This window comes from Mesorhizobium sp. CO1-1-7 (assembly GCF_020164885.1).
Taxonomy (GTDB): domain Bacteria; phylum Pseudomonadota; class Alphaproteobacteria; order Rhizobiales; family Rhizobiaceae; genus Mesorhizobium; species Mesorhizobium australicum.
Map to the genome: position 1 here is coordinate 52,015 of NZ_JAIUHA010000012.1, position 15,641 is coordinate 67,655.

The window sequence follows — 15,641 nt, forward strand, 5'->3', positions numbered from 1 at the left end:
CCTTGCATGTCACCGATCCGCGTGTTACATACTGAACCAAATGGTTCAGTATTCTCCTGCCCGCCTGGATGCCTCGTTCGCCGCGCTTTCGGACGCCACCCGACGCGGCGTTTTGGAGCAGCTCGGCCGTGCGGATGCCTCGATCACGGACTTGGCCCAGAAATTCCATATGACCCTCACGGGCATGAAGAAGCATGTCGGCGTTCTGGAGCAGGCAGGCCTCGTCACGACGCGGAAGGTCGGGCGCGTGCGGACCTGCAAGCTCGGCCTGCGCCGCCTGGAGGAGGAGACGGGATGGATCGAGAGATACCGCCAGCTCTGGGCCGCACGCTTCGACGAGCTGGACAAGGTTGTCGAGGAAATGAAACGGAAGGACGAAGCCGATGGACGAAACAAGAGCGAATGAGCCCACCCCCATGCAGAACCGCACGACGGTGGAACGGAAGTCCGACCGCGAGCTGGTCGTCACGCGAAGCTTCGACGCGCCGGCCCGCATCGTGTTCGAGGCCTGGACAAAGCCCGAGCTGTTCAAGCAGTGGTGGACGCCGAAATCGATGGGCATGTTCCTGCGTTCCTGTGAGATGGATGTTCGTGTCGGAGGCGGGTACCGTTTGGTGTTCGGGCATGATGACTCGCACCCTGCCGAGTTCTTCGGCAGGTATCTCGAAGTGACACCGCCCACGCGCCTCGTCTGGACCAATGACGAAGGTGGTGACGGTGGACCCGTGACCACAGTGACCTTCGAGGAAAAAGGCGGCAAGACGCTGCTGGTCATGCACGAGGTCTATCCCTCGAAGGAGGCCCTCGACGCCGCCGGCACCGGGGCGGCGGATGCGATGGCCGAGACGTTCGGGCAGTTGGACGAGCTTCTCGCCACGCTGCGGCACGGCGCCGCCTGATCCGGCAGGCGCCAGAAGGCGGCGGTTCGGTTCAGCCCGAGACTACGCCGCCCTCAGCCCTTCCCATGCGGTGAACACGGAGACCGCGAAGAGCAGCAGCCCGGCCGCCCGGCCGGCAAGGATGGTCACCCGTGGATTGGCGATCAGAAGCTTGCGGCTGCGGCCGGCCGATATTGCGAGCCCGCCATAGACCGCGGCCTGCGTCAGCATGGTCAGCAGGCCCATGATCGTCGCCTGCATCCAGATCGGGCCGTAGTCCGGTTTCAGGAACTGCGGATAGACGGCGAGCACGAAGAGGTAGGCCTTCGGGTTGATCAGGCAGGTCACCAAGCCCTGGCGAAACGCCTTCCATGCCGAGCGGCTGCCGGCGGGGCTCTCGTTGCCGACGGTGATGGAGCTGCGCATCAGCGTGATGCCGATGAAGGCCATGTAGGCGGCGCCCGCAAGCAGCAGCGGCTTGAACAGGATCGGCAAGAAATGCACCAGCAGGCCGACGCCGATAGCGCCGTTCAGCGTGTGCACCATGCCGCCGACCATGATGCCGCCGGTCGCGGCAAGACCCCTGTCGCGGCCGCCGGTCAACGCATTGGCAAGCACGAACAGCATGTCCATGCCTGGAACGGCGATGATGCCGAACAGGAGGATAAAGAACAGCCAGAGATTTTCAGCATAGCCCATGTCAGTTGCCTTTTGTTCCGCTCGGCCCAGCCTCGGCGGAACCTGTTGATTTTCAAATCGATAGGCAGTCCTATAGGCAGGCCCAACTGACGATGGTGTGTCAGTTGTGATCGGTACCGGGTTAGAAAAATGCGCAAGGCGTCACGCCTGTTCGAGATCATCCAGATCCTGCGGCTGGCGCGGCAGCCGGTGACGGCGGCAATGATCGCCGGGCAACTGGAAGTGACGATCCGCTCGATCTATCGCGACATCGCGGCGCTGCAGGCGATGCGCGTGCCGATCGAGGGTGGCCGTGGCATCGGCTACATCCTGCGCCCCGGCTTCGACTTGCCGCCACTGATGTTTTCGATCGAGGAAATGGAGGCGATCGTCCTGTCGCTGGCGCTGCTGGAGCGCACGGGCGACGACGAGCTCAAGCAGGCGGCCAAGCGCGTCGGCGCCAAGATCGCCGGCGCGGTGCCGCCGCCCTTGCGCCAGACGCTCGACGCCAATGCGCTGCACGCCTGGGGCTTCGCCGCGCCCTCCGCAGGTGCGATCGACCTGGCGCTGGTGCGCCGCGCCATACGCGACGAGGAGAAGCTCGAGCTCTCCTACCGCGACGAGCTCGGCCGCGCTTCCGAGCGCCTCATCCGCCCGATCGCTCTGATCTATTACGCCGAGACCGCCAACATCGTCGCCTGGTGCGAGCTGCGCCAGGCGATCCGCAATTTCCGCAGCGACCGCATCGAGGATTGCCAGCCGACCGGCCTAGGCTTCAAGGGCGAAGGCGATTGTTTGCGGCAGGTCTGGGTCAATGGGTGGGAAGTCGATGCAGCGGCCGCCGGCTAAAGCGACCAGCGCAGCGAATCCTACCTTACATCCACCCAGCGCTTCTCCTCGAAGGAGCGCGCCATGGCGTGCACGGTGCGCTCGATCTCCAGTCCTTCGGCGAACTCGATGAGCCGGGCCGGCTTGCCGGCAAGCCGGGTCAGCAATTCGTGGCATTCGATGATCTTGAGATCGTTGAAGCCGAGGCTGTGGCCGGGCGCCGGCACGAAGAGGTCATAGGGCCTGTGCTGCGGCGCCACCAGAATGGTGCGATAGCCCTGTTCGGTGGGTCGGTCGGACGTCAGGTAGAGCTGGAATTCGTTCATCCGCTCCTGGTCGAACAGGATCGATCCCTTGGACCCGAAGATCTGGATGGCGATGCGGCCCTTGCGGCCCCAGGCCGAGCGGTTGACCTGCAGCGTGCCGGCAATGCCGTTCTCCAGATGCATGAGCACGCTGGCAATGTCGTAGGTCTCCACCGCGCGCCGGCCGCCTGAAGCCAGCTTGCGGTCGGCATAGGGCTTGGCCATGTCGCAGATGACGCGGCCGACGCGGCCGAACAGCGCCGAGACCAGCGACAGCGGATGCACGGCGAAATCGTCGAGCGCGCCATAGCCGGAAGTCGCCTCGTGCTTCCAGAAGAACAGCGCCTCGGGATCGGCCATGAAGTCCTCGTCCATCTCGATGCGCAGATGGTTGACCTCGCCGATGATCTTCTCGTCGAGCAGCGCGCCGATGTGGCGGATGGCCGGGCTCTGGATGTAGTTGTAGCCAAGCGCGGCGACCTTGCCTGATTTCTCCGCCGCGGCCGCCATCGCCTCGGCTTCGGCAAAGCTCGGCGCCATCGGTTTTTCGCACCACAGATGCTTGCCGGCTTCGAGGACAGCGATGGCCATTTCCGGATGGAACTGGTTCGGCGTTGTCAGCGACACGATATCGACCTCCGGGTCGTTGACGACGGCGCGCCAGTCGCTGGTGGCCTTGGCGAAGCCGAACTCGCTTGCCTTGCGCATGGCGAGATCCTCATTGACCTCGCCCAGATGGACGAGCCGTGGCTTGGCCGCATCGGGGAAGACGGCCCCGACGGCGCTCCACGCGATGGCGTGGCATTTGCCCATGAAACCCGTGCCGATAAGACCGACGCCAACCATTTTTCGTTCCTCCGCTGCCATAAAAGCTGAGTGGATGAATTAGTCCATTTTTTCCAGGAATGGAATGTCTGCCTCATTTTTTATGGCGTTCTTGCGCAGGCTCGCTATGATGGGGCAGAGAGGGTGTCCAGACAGGCTTGGGCAGAGGGACGATGGACGAACAGGTACCTCGCGACTTCGAGACGCTGCGTGCCACGATTCTGGACCGGCGCGAGAGCCTGCCCAAGCGCATCGCCCAGATCGCCGCCTACGCGCTCGACAATCCCGACGACATCGCCTTTGGCACTGCCGCCAGCATCGCCGCTTCGGCCGGCGTGCAGCCCTCGACCCTGATCCGTTTTGCCCAGCAACTCGGCTTCGACGGTTTTACCAGCCTGCAGCAGGTGTTCCGGGAACGTCTGCGCGAGCGCAACTCTTCCTATGACGAGCGGCTGCAGGCGCTGCGCGCCAAGGCCGAGGGCGGCGCCGGCCATCGGGCAATCTTCGACGGCTTCATCGCCGCCGCCAGCACCTCGCTCAACGACATTTCCCGCACGCTGGACGATGCGCATCTGGAAGACGCGATTTCGCTGCTGGCGAAGGCGCAGACCATCTATGTCTTGGCCAAGCGACGCTCCTATCCAGTGGCTTCCTACATCGCCTATGCGCTCGGCAAGCTGAAGATCCGCAACCAGTTGATCGAATCGGCCGCCGGCCTGAATGCCGAGATGGTCGGCTTCGCCACACCGGCGGACGCCGTCATCGCGATCAGCTTCTCGCCCTACGCGCCGGCCACGATCGAGGAGGCGCGCGCCATTTCCGAGCAGGGCGTGCCGATCGTCGCCATCACCGACAGCTCGTTCTCGCCGCTCGCCCAGTTCGCCAGGGTCTGGTTCGAGGTTGCCGAGGCGGATTTCGCCGGCTTCCGTTCGCTGTCGGCGACAATGGCGCTGGCCATGGCGCTGACCGTCGGCGTCGGCGAGAAGCGGCGCGACGCGAGCCGTAAGCGCAAGGCTTGATCAGGCGTCCCATCAAGGCGATTTTAGCCTAGGGAATGCTCATTCCATATTGACTATGGATTGGAATTATTATTTCATATTGGCGGCGCCACGCAGCCGCTCGCGCGTGTTACCCAAAACAATGTTGTCCATGACGACAAGACCGACGGGAGGTTCCAATGAGCGAAGCCGTGGACGCAAGACAGGCGCCGCTCGATGTCATCACCATCGGCCGCGCGTCCGTCGACCTCTATGGCCAGCAGATCGGCTCGCGGCTGGAGGACATCACCTCCTTCGCCAAGTCTGTCGGCGGCTGCCCGGCCAATATTTCGGTCGGTACGGCAAGGCTCGGGCTGCGCTCGGCTCTGCTGACGCGCGTCGGCGACGAGCAGATGGGCCGCTTCATCCGCGAGCAGCTGAAACGCGAAGGCGTCAACACCGACGGTCTGAAGACCGACAAGGAGCGGTTGACCGCTCTGGTTCTGCTTTCGGTCGAGAGCGAAGGCGTTTCGCCGATGATTTTCTACCGATCCGACTGTGCCGACATGGCGCTGGCCGAGGAGGATATCGACGAAGCGTTTATTGCCTCGGCCCGTTCGATCGTCGTCACCGGCACGCATTTTTCCCGCCCCAACAGCGATGCCGCCCAGCGCAAGGCGATCCGCATCATGAAGGCCAGGGGTGGCAAGGTCGTGTTCGATATCGACTATCGCCCGAATTTGTGGGGCCTTGCCGGCCACGCCGAAGGCTTTGAGCGCTATGTCAAATCCGACCGCGTCTCGGCCCAGTTGAAGACGGTGCTGCCCGATTGCGACCTCATCGTCGGCACCGAGGAAGAGATCATGATCGCGTCCGGCGCCGACGACTGCCTGAGCGCGCTGAAGACGATCCGCTCCCTGTCCTCGGCCACCATCGTCCTGAAGCGCGGCGCCATGGGCTGCATCGTCTATGACGGACCGATCAGCGACGATCTCGAGGACGGCGTCGTCGGCAAGGGTTTCCCGATCGAGATCTACAATGTGCTCGGCGCCGGTGACGCCTTCATGTCCGGTCTGCTGCGCGGCTGGCTCGGCGGTGAAAGCCTTGCCACGGCGGCGACCTGGGCCAATGCCTGCGGCGCCTTCGCCGTGTCGCGGCTGCTCTGCGCGCCGGAATACCCGACCTTCGAGGAGCTGCGGTTCTTCCTCGAGAACGGCAGCAAGCATCGCGCGCTGCGCAAGGACACGGCGATCAATCACATCCATTGGGCGACGACACGCCGGCGCGACATCCCCTCGCTGATGGCGCTCGCCTGCGACCACCGTGTGCAGCTCGAGGATGTGGCGGCCAAGACCGGCGCCGATCCGGCGCGCATCCGCGATTTCAAGGTGCTGGCGGTCAAGGCAGCGGCCAAGGTCGCCGCCGGCCGCGACGGCTATGGCATGCTGATTGACGAGAAACATGGCCGCGAGGCGATGTTCGAATTCGCTCGCCACCCCTTCGCCTGGCTTGGACGCCCGGTGGAACTGCCGGGCTCGCGGCCGCTGCGCTTCGAATTCTCGCAGGACATCGGCTCGCAGCTTACCGAATGGCCCGTCGATCATTGCATCAAGTGCCTGTGCTTTTATCATCCCGACGATCCGGCGGAACTGAAGGAAGAACAACAGCAGAAGCTGCGCGCGCTGTTCGAGGCCGCGCGCAAAGTTGGCCGCGAACTTCTCATCGAGATCATCGCCGGCAAGCACGGCAAGCTCGACGACACGACGATCCCGCGCGCGCTGGAGGAACTCTATGCGCTCGGCATCAAGCCGGACTGGTGGAAGCTCGAACCGCAGGCGTCGAGCGGCGCCTGGGCCAAGATCGAGGCGGTGATCCTGAAGCACGATCCCTGGTGCCGGGGCATTGTGCTGCTTGGCCTGGAGGCGCCGCAGGACGAGTTGGAGGCCGCTTTTGCCGCCACGGCCAACGCGCCCATCGTCAAGGGCTTTGCCGTCGGGCGCACCATCTTCGTCCACGCAGCCGAACAATGGCTGGCCGGCAGGATGTCGGATGACGAGGCTGTCGCCGACATGGCGTCGCGCTTCGAACAGTTGACCGAAGCGTGGCTTGCCGCGCGCGGCCGCAAGGCGGCATAACAATACGCAACGGCGTAGGGACTGCGGAGGAAAACACCATGAGCCAGACAATCCGCCTGACGATGGCGCAGGCGCTGACCCGCTTCCTGTCCCGCCAGATGACCGAGATCGACGGGAAAAAAACGCCGATCTTCGGCGGCGTCTGGGCGATCTTCGGCCACGGCAATGTCGCCGGGATCGGCGAGGCGCTCTACCAGGTGCGCGACGAATTGCCGACCTTCCGCGCCCACAACGAGCAGGCGATGGCGCATGCGGCGATCGCCTATGGCAAGGCCAATTTCCGCCGCCGCTTCATGGCCGCGACCTCTTCGATCGGTCCCGGCGCGCTGAACATGGTGACGGCGGCGGCCCTTGCCCACGTAAACAGGTTGCCCGTCCTGTTTTTGCCAGGCGACGTCTTTGCCAATCGCATTCCTGATCCCGTGCTGCAGCAGGCCGAGGATTTTTCCGACGGCACGGCGACGGTCAACGACTGCTTCCGCCCGGTGTCGCGCTATTTCGACCGCATCACCCGGCCGGAGCAGATCATCCCGGCGCTGAGCCGCGCCATGCAGGTGCTGACCGATCCGGCCGAATGCGGCCCGGTGACTTTGTCGCTTTGCCAGGACGTGCAGGCCGACGCCTATGACTATCCCGAGAGTTTCTTTGCCGAGCGGATCTGGCGCCAGCGCCGGCCGCGTCCGGACCGTGACGAACTGGCGGCGGCCGTGGCGGCGCTCAAGGGAGCCAGGAAGCCGCTGATCATCGCCGGCGGCGGCGTGCTCTACTCCCAGGCTTCCGACGAACTGGCCAAGTTCGCCCAAGCCGCCGGCATTCCGGTCTGCGAAACGCAAGGCGGCAAGTCCTCGCTGCCGGACGATCACCAGCTCAACATGGCGGCGGTCGGTGTTACCGGCACCTCTGCTGCCAACCGGCTGGCGGAAGAGGCCGACGTCGTGCTCGCCATCGGCACGCGGCTGCAGGATTTCACCACCGGCTCGTGGGCGCTGTTCAAGAATTCCGGCAAGACCATCATCGGGCTCAACGTGCAGCCCTTCGATGCCGGCAAGCACCGGGCGCTGCCGCTGGTCGCGGATGCCTGGGAAGGGCTGGCCGAGTTGGGAACCGCGCTGCAAGGCTGGAAAGCGCCTGCCGCCTGGACCGACAATGCGGCCGCCGGCAAGAAGGCCTGGCAGGCCGACGCGGCCAAGGTGACGGCATCGACCAACGCTGCTTTCCCCTCGGATGCGCAGGTGATTGGCGCCGTTCAGCGCGCCATGGGCTCAGGCGTGACGCTGCTGCATGCGGCAGGCGGCCTTCCCGGCGAACTGCACAAGCTCTGGCAGGCCGGCGCGCCCGGCTCCTACCACGCCGAATATGGCTTCTCGACCATGGGTTACGAGATCGCCGGCGGGCTCGGCACCAAGATGGCCAAGCCCGACGAGGAGGTCGTCGTCATGATCGGCGACGGCTCCTACTTGATGCTCAACTCCGAGATCGCCACCTCGGTGATGCTCGGCCTGAAGCTGACCGTGGTGCTGCTCGACAATAGGGGTTTTGGCTGCATCAACCGGCTGCAGATGGCGACCGGCGGCGCCAACTTCAACAATCTCTTGCAGGACTCGCGCCATGAAATCCTGCCTGACATCGACTTTGCCGCGCATGCGGCGAGCATGGGTGCGATATCAGAGAAAGTGCCGTCGGTTGCCGAGCTGGAAAACGCGCTGCAAAAAGCCAAGAAGAACGACCGCACCACCGTGCTGGTCATCGACACCGATCCGCTGGTTTCGACCGATGCCGGTGGCCATTGGTGGGACGTGGCGGTGCCCGAGGTTTCGGCGCGGCCTCAGGTGAACGCCGCGCGCAAGGCCTATGACGAGAAGCGGCGGATGCAGAGCGTCGGCGATTGACGCCAGCTCCCTTCTCCCCGTCACGATACGGGGAGAAGGTGCCGGCAGGCGGATGAGGGGCGGCGCTAGCGCCAAAAATTGAACTGTCTAATCCGGAGTGACGACTTGAAAGCCAAATTGGGCATGTCCCCCATCGCGTGGTGGAACGACGATCTTGCCGAACTGAGCGATGACGTGTCGCTGGAGGAATGTCTGCGCCAGTCGCGCTCTGCCGGCTTCACCGGCATGGAGATGGGCCGGCGCTTTCCCAACGACCCCGCCATCATGCTGCCGATCCTGAAGGCCGCCGACGTGACGCTGTGCGGCGGCTGGTTTTCCGGCACGCTGGTCGATGAGGAGATGGCTGCCAACAAGGACCGCATCCAGCCGATGATCGACCTGTTCAAGGCAGTCGACGCGCCCTGCATCGTCTATGGCGAGGTCGGCCGCTCGATCCAGGGCGACCGTTCCAAGCCGCTCGCCACCAAGCCGAAGCTCACTGGCGACGAGATGAAGGCCTACGCGCGGCGCCTGACCGAATTCGGCGAATGGTGCGCCGAGCAAGGCATGCCGCTGTCCTATCACCATCACATGGCGGCTGTGGTCGAGACCGAGCCGGAGCTCGATGCCTTCATGCGCCATTCCGGCGAAGGCATCCCACTGCTGCTCGATGCCGGACACCTCACCTTTGCCGGCGGCGACGTGCTGCGCGCCATCGACAACCACCACAAGCGCATCAGCCACGTCCATGTGAAGGACGTGCGCATGGGCGTGATCGAGAAGCTCGACCGTACGAAGCAGTCCTTCCTCGATGCCGTGGCGCTCGGCGCCTTCACCGTGCCGGGCGACGGTTCGCTCGATTTCGGCGCCATCGTGCAGCGCTTCGCCGACCACGGCTATGAAGGCTGGTTCGTGGTCGAGGCCGAGCAGGACCCGAAGAAGAACCCGCCGCTGAAGATGGCGCAGGTTGGCCACAAGGAGCTGATGCGGGTGATGACATCAGCCGGTTACACGGTGGAGACGCAAGGGTTTCCGAATGCCTGATCGGGTTCTCGCCAAGCCGGGCTTGCTGTAGGCTGGCCAGATGAAAGATTCCGAGCACCCCTTCTTCCGGCCATTGTGGCGGCGTGTCGCCGTCGTCGCGGTCTGCCTCATCTGGTCGGTCATCGAGTTCGCCACCGGCACGCCGTTCTGGGGCGTCATCGCGCTCGGCTTTGCCGGCTACGGCGCCTGGCAATTTTTTTATCTTTATAAGCCGGCCGACGAGACGAAGCCTCCGGCCGATCCGAAGGAATAGGCGGTCCATGGCGCGAGCAGTTTTGTGGATTGGATACTGCGAGCGTAACGGATCGCACACGTCGGCGATTGGCCGAAACGCCCCTCGCTTCGTCATCCTAGGGTCTTCGCGACGGAGCTTCGCTCCTGCTCCGCCCCAGGATGACGAAGTTGGAAGGCTAGGATAGGAGAGACAAAATGTCGAAACTGCTCGTCAAGGCCGACAAGGGCCATGGCCGCGTCGCCCATGTGACGCCGAAAAGCGCCGGCTGGACCTATGTCGGTTTCGACCTGCATCGGCTGAAGCCGGGCGAAAGCGCCTCGGGAAAGACGGACGACCGCGAAGTCTGCCTGGTGTTCGTGACCGGCAAGGGTACCGCGAAAGCCGGCGGCAAGGATCTCGGCCTGCTCGGCGAGCGCATGTCGCCCTTCGATGGCAAGCCGTGGTCGGTCTACGTGCCGCAGGGATCGGACTGGTCGGTAACGGCCGATACCGAGCTGGAACTTGGCGTCTGCTCGGCGCCTGGTCTTGGCGGTGGCCTGCCGGTCCGGGTGATCGGACCGGACGATCTCGGCCAGGAGGTGCGCGGCAAGGGCACCAATACGCGCTACGTCACCAACATCCTGCCGGAAGGCCAGCCGGCCGACTCGTTGCTGGTCGTCGAGGTCATCACGCCCGGCGGTCACACGTCGAGCTACCCGCCGCACAAGCATGACCAGGACAATCTGCCTGCCGAATCCTATCTGGAGGAAACCTACTACCATCGCCTCAACCCGCCGCAGGGCTTTGCCTTCCAGCGCGTCTACACCGATGCCGACAAAAGCGGACATCGTGCGCTGGACGAAGCCATGGCGATCGAGGACGGCGATGTGGTGCTGGTGCCCAAGGGCTATCACCCCTGTGCCGCCTGCCACGGCTATGACCTCTATTATCTCAATGTGATGGCCGGACCGAAGCGGACCTGGAAATTCCACAATGCGCCCGAGCACGAATGGTTGATGAAGGCCTGACCGTCTCGCGTTTCCGGCCGAACTTATTGGTCCAGCTGGGAAAAATCGTCGGCTAAGGACCCTAGGGGTCGATTTGCCTTCTAAAACCCGTCAAAGCTTCGTCAATCCGTCATGGAAATCACCTATGGCAACGGTTCTGACGAGGACTTCCCATGCGTTATGCCATTTATTTCACTCCCCGGCAGGACGAGCCGCTGGCGCGCATCGCCGCCGACTGGCTGGGCCGCGATCCGTTCGGTGCCGCGACCAGGCCGGTTGAGGCCGTTGCCGATCTGTCGGCGGCGGAAGTGGCCTTCCACACCGCCTCGGCACGCCGCTACGGCTTTCACGCGACGCTGAAGGCGCCCTTCCACCTGGCTGCCACGGAGACCGAGACCTCGCTGCGCGCGGCGCTGGATCATTTTGCCGAGGTTACGCCTGTCGTCACGATCCCGCGCCTGGTCGTCAGCCAGATCGACAGCTTCTTCGCGCTGGTGCCGGAAGGGCCGCTGCCGCCGCTCAACCGCTTCGCCGACAATGTGGTACGCGATTTCGACCGGTTTCGCGCACCGCTGTCAGAGGCCGAGATCGAGCGGCGCAGCCCGGATTCGCTGAAGCCGGCCGAGTTTCGCAATCTCTGCCAATGGGGCTATCCCTATGTCTTCGAGACCTTCCGCTTCCACATGACCCTGTCCGGCCGGGCCGGCCCACAGGAAAGCCCTCGCCTGCGCGCGGCGATCGACAGCCTGTTCGCCGATGTGTTGCGCCAGCCCGTGCTCGTGGATGCGCTGACATTGTTCGTCGAACCCGAACCCGGTGCGCCGTTCATGGTGCTTTCCCGGCACGCGCTCGGACGCCGCCCGGCCCGAAGAATCGCCTGAACGAAACCCGACTGCAAGAACCAAGGACTACCCGCAATGACCGCCGAAACTGTTCTTTCCAACGCCCGCATCGTTCTTGCCGACGAGATCGTCGAAGGCTCACTGGTGCTGCGCGATGGCTTGATCGCCGGCATCGATGGCGATGCTGCCCGGACCGGCGAGGACATGGGCGGCGACTTTATCATTCCAGGGCTGGTCGAACTCCACACCGACCATCTCGAGGGCCATTATGCGCCGCGGCCGAAAGTGCGCTGGAACCCGATCGCCGCGGTGCTCGCCCATGACGCGCAGGTGGCGACCGCCGGCATCACGACCGTGCTCGATGCCTTGCGCGTCGGCATGGACGAGGACGCCGACCTGACATTGGACGACATTCGCAAGCTGGCCGATGCGATCGAGGACAGCGTCGCGCGGGATCGTCTGCGGGCCGATCACTTCCTGCATCTTCGCTGCGAGGTTTCAGCGCCGGATTGCCTCGACGCATTCGCCAATTTCGACGGTGATGAACGGGTCAAGCTGGCGTCGCTGATGGACCACGCGCCGGGCCAGCGCCAGTTCGTCAACCTTGAAACCTATGCCTACTACTACCAGCGCAAGCTGAAACTCTCGGATCGCGATTTCCAGAAATTCTGCGAGAAGCGGATGGACGAATCGGCACGCAACTCCGGGCCGAACCGCGTCTTCATCGCCGCCGCCTGCCAGGAGCGCGGCATCGTGCTCGCGAGCCATGACGATGCGACGTCCGCTCATGTCGACGAGGCCATCGAGCAGGGCGTGCGGGTCGCCGAGTTCCCGACCACCGAGGAAGCGGCGCGGGCCTCGAAGGCCGCCGGGCTCGGCGTGCTGATGGGCGCGCCCAATGTCATGCGCGGCGCCTCGCATTCGGGCAATGTCTCGGCACGCACCTTGGCCAGCGATGGCCTGCTCGACATCCTGTCGTCCGACTACATTCCCTTCAGCCTGATCCAGTCGGCCTTCTTCCTGGGCGACATGGTGGAAGGCATTTCGCTGCCGCAGGCCGTCGCCATGGTTTCCAAGAACCCGGCGCAGGCAGTCGGCCTCGACGACCGCGGCGTCATCGAGCAGGGTCGTCGCGCCGATCTGGTGCGCGTGCGCGTCGACGATCATGTTCCGGTCGTGCGCACCGTCTGGCGGCAGGGGCGCCGGGTGGCATGATGGTGTCGGCCTCGATCGAGCGCGAACTGTCCGCCGAAACCTTTCCGATCCGTCACGGCGTCTTTGTCGCTGTCGTGGGCCCCAGCGGTGCCGGCAAGGACACGGTGATCGGCTATGCCAAGGCGCTCTTTGCCGACGAGACGCAGTTGGAGTTCGTGCGCCGCGTCATCACCAGGCCGAGCGATGCGGCGAGCGAAGACCACGATACGCTGGCCGACGCCGCCTTCGCCGAGGCCGATGCCGACGGCGCTTTCGCCGTCTCCTGGGAAGCGCATGGCCTGCGCTATGGCCTGCCTGCCGATGTCGACTGGTCTGTTGCCAATGGACATGTCGCCGTCGCCAACGTGTCGCGCGCGATCATCCCCACCTTGCGCGAGCGCTATGCCAATCTGGCGATCGTCGAGATCACCGCTTCGCCCGAGGTGCTGGCCGAGCGGCTGGCCATGCGCGGTCGCGAGTCGCGCGGCGAGGTGCTGGCGCGGCTGGCGCGCAGCGCCAATATGAGCTTGTCCGGCCCTGGTGTCACGTCGATCGACAACAGCGGTCCGCGCGAAGTGGCCGGCGAGCGTTTCGCCGAAGTGCTGCGCAAGGCCATGGCGTTTTCCGACATGTCGGGCCTGATCTGATCCGGACTTGTTTCACCCGCCTGCTTGCGCTGTCGCTGGAAATGCTCCGGGCTGCTGGCCGCATAGGGTGATTCTGGATTACGCTCCGGGAATTCGCCCCAGGAATCAGGGGCGAGCCAGACAGGAAGCTTCATGCAGACACTGACACCCATTCTCTCGACAGTCACGGCGGCATTTCTCGCCTCCCTGGTCGAGGTCGTCGAAGCTTTCACCATCGTGCTCGCGGTGGGGGTGACACGCAGCTGGCGCCCGGCATTGACCGGCGCCGCGCTGGCGCTGGCGATGCTGGCGGCCCTGGTGCTGGCCTTCGGCCCGCTGCTGGCGCTGGTCCCGATCACCACCCTGCAGTTCGTCGTCGGGGTGCTGCTCATCCTGTTCGGCATGCGCTGGCTGCGAAAAGCCATCCTGCGCAGCGTCGGCGTCATTGCCCTGCATGACGAGGGAGCGGCCTTCGCCAAGGAAACCGCGGCCCTGCACCGGCAGGCCGCCGACCGGCGCGCCGACTACCTCGCCGGGCTGGCCTCGTTCAAGGCGGTGCTGCTCGAGGGTGTCGAGGTGGTGTTCATCGTCATTGCCGTCGGCGCCGCGCATGGGCAGACATTTTACGCCAGCATGGGTGCGCTGGCGGCTTTTATCCTGGTGATGCTTGTCGGCCTGGCCGTCCACCGGCCGCTGGCGCGCGTGCCCGAGAATGCGCTCAAATTCGTGGTCGGGCTGATGCTGACCAGCTTTGGCATCTTCTGGACCGGCGAAGGCATCGGCGCCCATTGGCCGGGCGCCGATCTTGCCTTGCTCGCCATCTTCGCCATCGTCGCGCTGGCGTCCTTCGCCATGGTGCGCTGGCTGCGCGGCATCCTTCCAACGGCAGCCGGAGGGCTCGCCCGATGAACGTCCTTCGTCTCGTTGCCAGGGAGGTCTTCGGCATGTTCGTCGATGACGGCAATCTGGCGCTGCTGTCGCTGGTCCTGGTGGCCGCCGTTACCGCGGCGGTGAAGTTGCTCGCGCTGCCGCCGCTGCTTGGCGGTGGGCTGTTGCTGGTCGGCTGCCTTGCCATCCTGTTGCAAAGCGTTCGCCGCGCCGCACGCCAGAGCGGCAGGTAATTTCAGCCAAGGCCGCACGGCGGATCACCAGAGGGTGGCCGCGAAAGGCACGCCACCCCGTCAGCGCCCAGCACCGGTAAGCTATTTCTGCCGGGACTGACCTATTCCGCAGCGGCGCCGACCGCGCCCTTGCGGGCGGCATCGACCATCCGCCGGCGCGCCCGGAACACACCCCATTGCTGGTCGACCAGCACGCCGATGAGGATGACGCCACCCATCACCGCGAAGTTGAGGGAGGAGGGAATGCCGAGCAGGTTGACGAGGTTCTGCAGTTCCTGCAGCAGCACCGTGCCGAGGATGACGCCGATCAGCGAGCCCTCGCCGCCGCGCAGAGAGAAGCCGCCAAGCACCGCGGCCGCAATGGCGTAGAGCTCGTAGAACTGGCCGTGGCTGGCCGGCGAGATCGAGCGCGTGTACATGGCGAAATAGATCGCCGACAGGGCGGTGAGCACGCCGCAGATGACGTAAGCCGCCATGACGACGCGGCCGGTGCGAATGCCGGAATATTTTGCCGCTTCCTCGTTCTTGCCGATGGCGTAGAGATAGCGCCCGAACACCGAGCGGTGCAGCACCACCCACATGACGATGGCGATGACGATCAGCGCGAAGAAGGAGTTCGGCACGCCCCAGGAGCGGCCGGCGGTCAGGAATTCGAGATCGGGAAAATTCTGCCCGAAGGCGAAACCGGCGGTGCCGTCGGCGGTGTAGAAGCGCGCGACGCCGCGATAGATCAAAAGCCCGCACAAGGTCACGACGAAGGGCTGCAACTTGAGCCGCGTGATCAGCCAGCCATGCGCCAGGCCGATGATGGCGCCGAGCACCAGGATGAGCACGAAGGCAACAGGCCATCCCATGCCGCGCACGGCGATGAAGTCGATGAACAGCGTGCCCAGCAACGCGACAACGGAGCCGACGGACAGTTCGATGCCGCCGGTGATGATGACGAACGCCTGGCCGATGGAGAGGATGCCGAACAGGCCGATCAGGTTCGAGGTGTTGGCGAGGTTGATCGGCAAGAGGAAGCGCGGATTGATGATGGCGACGATCGTCCCGACCACCAGGATCAGGATCAGCAGGCCGAGATCTTTCTTTGTCATCG

General features: G+C 64.6%; 17 protein-coding genes. 14 read left to right on the top strand and 3 right to left on the bottom strand.

Annotation, left to right across the window (positions count from 1 at the left end):
- Positions 1–40 precede the first annotated feature (40 nt).
- Both LB516_RS24635 and LB516_RS24640 read left to right on the top strand, forming a co-directional pair.
- Positions 41–406, top strand: coding sequence for an ArsR/SmtB family transcription factor (locus LB516_RS24635; protein ID WP_224720510.1), 366 nt, complete (start codon positions 41–43; stop codon positions 404–406).
- Between the two features lie 10 nt (positions 407–416).
- Entirely contained in the window at positions 417–899 is a 483-nt protein-coding gene (locus LB516_RS24640) for an SRPBCC family protein (RefSeq protein ID WP_224525077.1), read from the top strand.
- A 42-nt stretch (positions 900–941) separates the two neighbouring features.
- Here the strand turns inward: LB516_RS24640 and LB516_RS24645 are convergent, their stop codons facing one another.
- Positions 942–1,577, bottom strand: coding sequence for a LysE family translocator (locus tag LB516_RS24645; protein ID WP_224720511.1), 636 nt, complete (start codon positions 1,575–1,577; stop codon positions 942–944).
- A gap of 129 nt (positions 1,578–1,706) precedes the next feature.
- On the opposite strand from LB516_RS24645, the gene LB516_RS24650 reads away from it, so the two are divergent.
- Complete coding sequence (locus LB516_RS24650) at positions 1,707–2,405, top strand: helix-turn-helix transcriptional regulator (RefSeq protein WP_224720512.1); 699 nt, start codon at positions 1,707–1,709, stop codon at positions 2,403–2,405.
- Between the two features lie 20 nt (positions 2,406–2,425).
- Here LB516_RS24650 and LB516_RS24655 read toward each other — a convergent pair whose 3' ends face one another.
- Positions 2,426–3,535: a Gfo/Idh/MocA family protein gene (locus LB516_RS24655; RefSeq protein WP_224720513.1), complete on the bottom strand. Its 1,110-nt coding sequence runs from the start codon at positions 3,533–3,535 to the stop codon at positions 2,426–2,428.
- A 152-nt stretch (positions 3,536–3,687) separates the two neighbouring features.
- Between LB516_RS24655 and LB516_RS24660 the strand changes: the two genes are divergently transcribed.
- From LB516_RS24660 to LB516_RS24710, 11 genes are all read left to right on the top strand, one after another.
- Positions 3,688–4,533: a MurR/RpiR family transcriptional regulator gene (locus LB516_RS24660; protein WP_015314557.1), complete on the top strand. Its 846-nt coding sequence runs from the start codon at positions 3,688–3,690 to the stop codon at positions 4,531–4,533.
- 158 nt (positions 4,534–4,691) lie between these two features.
- Positions 4,692–6,626: a bifunctional 5-dehydro-2-deoxygluconokinase/5-dehydro-2-deoxyphosphogluconate aldolase gene (locus tag LB516_RS24665; protein WP_224720514.1), complete on the top strand. Its 1,935-nt coding sequence runs from the start codon at positions 4,692–4,694 to the stop codon at positions 6,624–6,626.
- A gap of 38 nt (positions 6,627–6,664) precedes the next feature.
- Complete coding sequence (gene iolD / locus LB516_RS24670; RefSeq protein WP_224720515.1) at positions 6,665–8,515, top strand: 3D-(3,5/4)-trihydroxycyclohexane-1,2-dione acylhydrolase (decyclizing); 1,851 nt, start codon at positions 6,665–6,667, stop codon at positions 8,513–8,515.
- 105 nt (positions 8,516–8,620) lie between these two features.
- Positions 8,621–9,538, top strand: a complete 918-nt coding sequence (gene iolE / locus LB516_RS24675) for a myo-inosose-2 dehydratase (RefSeq protein WP_224720516.1) — start codon at positions 8,621–8,623, stop codon at positions 9,536–9,538.
- Between the two features lie 40 nt (positions 9,539–9,578).
- The gene (locus LB516_RS24680; protein WP_015314553.1) at positions 9,579–9,791 is read left to right on the top strand and encodes a DUF3329 domain-containing protein; all 213 of its coding nucleotides are present in this window, start codon (positions 9,579–9,581) and stop codon (positions 9,789–9,791) included.
- Between the two features lie 176 nt (positions 9,792–9,967).
- Positions 9,968–10,780, top strand: a complete 813-nt coding sequence (iolB, locus tag LB516_RS24685) for a 5-deoxy-glucuronate isomerase (RefSeq protein WP_140711811.1) — start codon at positions 9,968–9,970, stop codon at positions 10,778–10,780.
- A 152-nt stretch (positions 10,781–10,932) separates the two neighbouring features.
- A complete protein-coding gene (locus LB516_RS24690) occupies positions 10,933–11,640 on the top strand; it encodes a DUF1045 domain-containing protein (protein WP_224720517.1) in 708 nt (235 codons plus the stop codon).
- Positions 11,641–11,676: 36 nt separating this feature from the next.
- A complete protein-coding gene (locus LB516_RS24695) occupies positions 11,677–12,816 on the top strand; it encodes an alpha-D-ribose 1-methylphosphonate 5-triphosphate diphosphatase (protein WP_224720518.1) in 1,140 nt (379 codons plus the stop codon).
- Positions 12,813–13,442 carry a phosphonate metabolism protein/1,5-bisphosphokinase (PRPP-forming) PhnN gene (gene phnN / locus LB516_RS24700; RefSeq protein ID WP_224720519.1) on the top strand — a complete coding sequence of 210 codons (630 nt, stop codon included), beginning with the start codon at positions 12,813–12,815 and terminating at the stop codon, positions 13,440–13,442. Before LB516_RS24695 ends, phnN begins: the two co-directional genes overlap by 4 nt.
- Positions 13,443–13,574: 132 nt before the next feature.
- On the top strand, positions 13,575–14,330 hold the full coding sequence (locus LB516_RS24705) for a COG4280 domain-containing protein (RefSeq protein ID WP_224720520.1): 756 nt from the start codon (positions 13,575–13,577) through the stop codon (positions 14,328–14,330).
- Entirely contained in the window at positions 14,327–14,542 is a 216-nt protein-coding gene (locus tag LB516_RS24710; RefSeq protein WP_140615349.1) for a hypothetical protein, read from the top strand. Before LB516_RS24705 ends, LB516_RS24710 begins: the two co-directional genes overlap by 4 nt.
- A gap of 101 nt (positions 14,543–14,643) precedes the next feature.
- Here LB516_RS24710 and LB516_RS24715 read toward each other — a convergent pair whose 3' ends face one another.
- Positions 14,644–15,639, bottom strand: coding sequence for an ABC transporter permease (locus LB516_RS24715; protein ID WP_224720521.1), 996 nt, complete (start codon positions 15,637–15,639; stop codon positions 14,644–14,646).
- Positions 15,640–15,641: the final 2 nt, after the last annotated feature.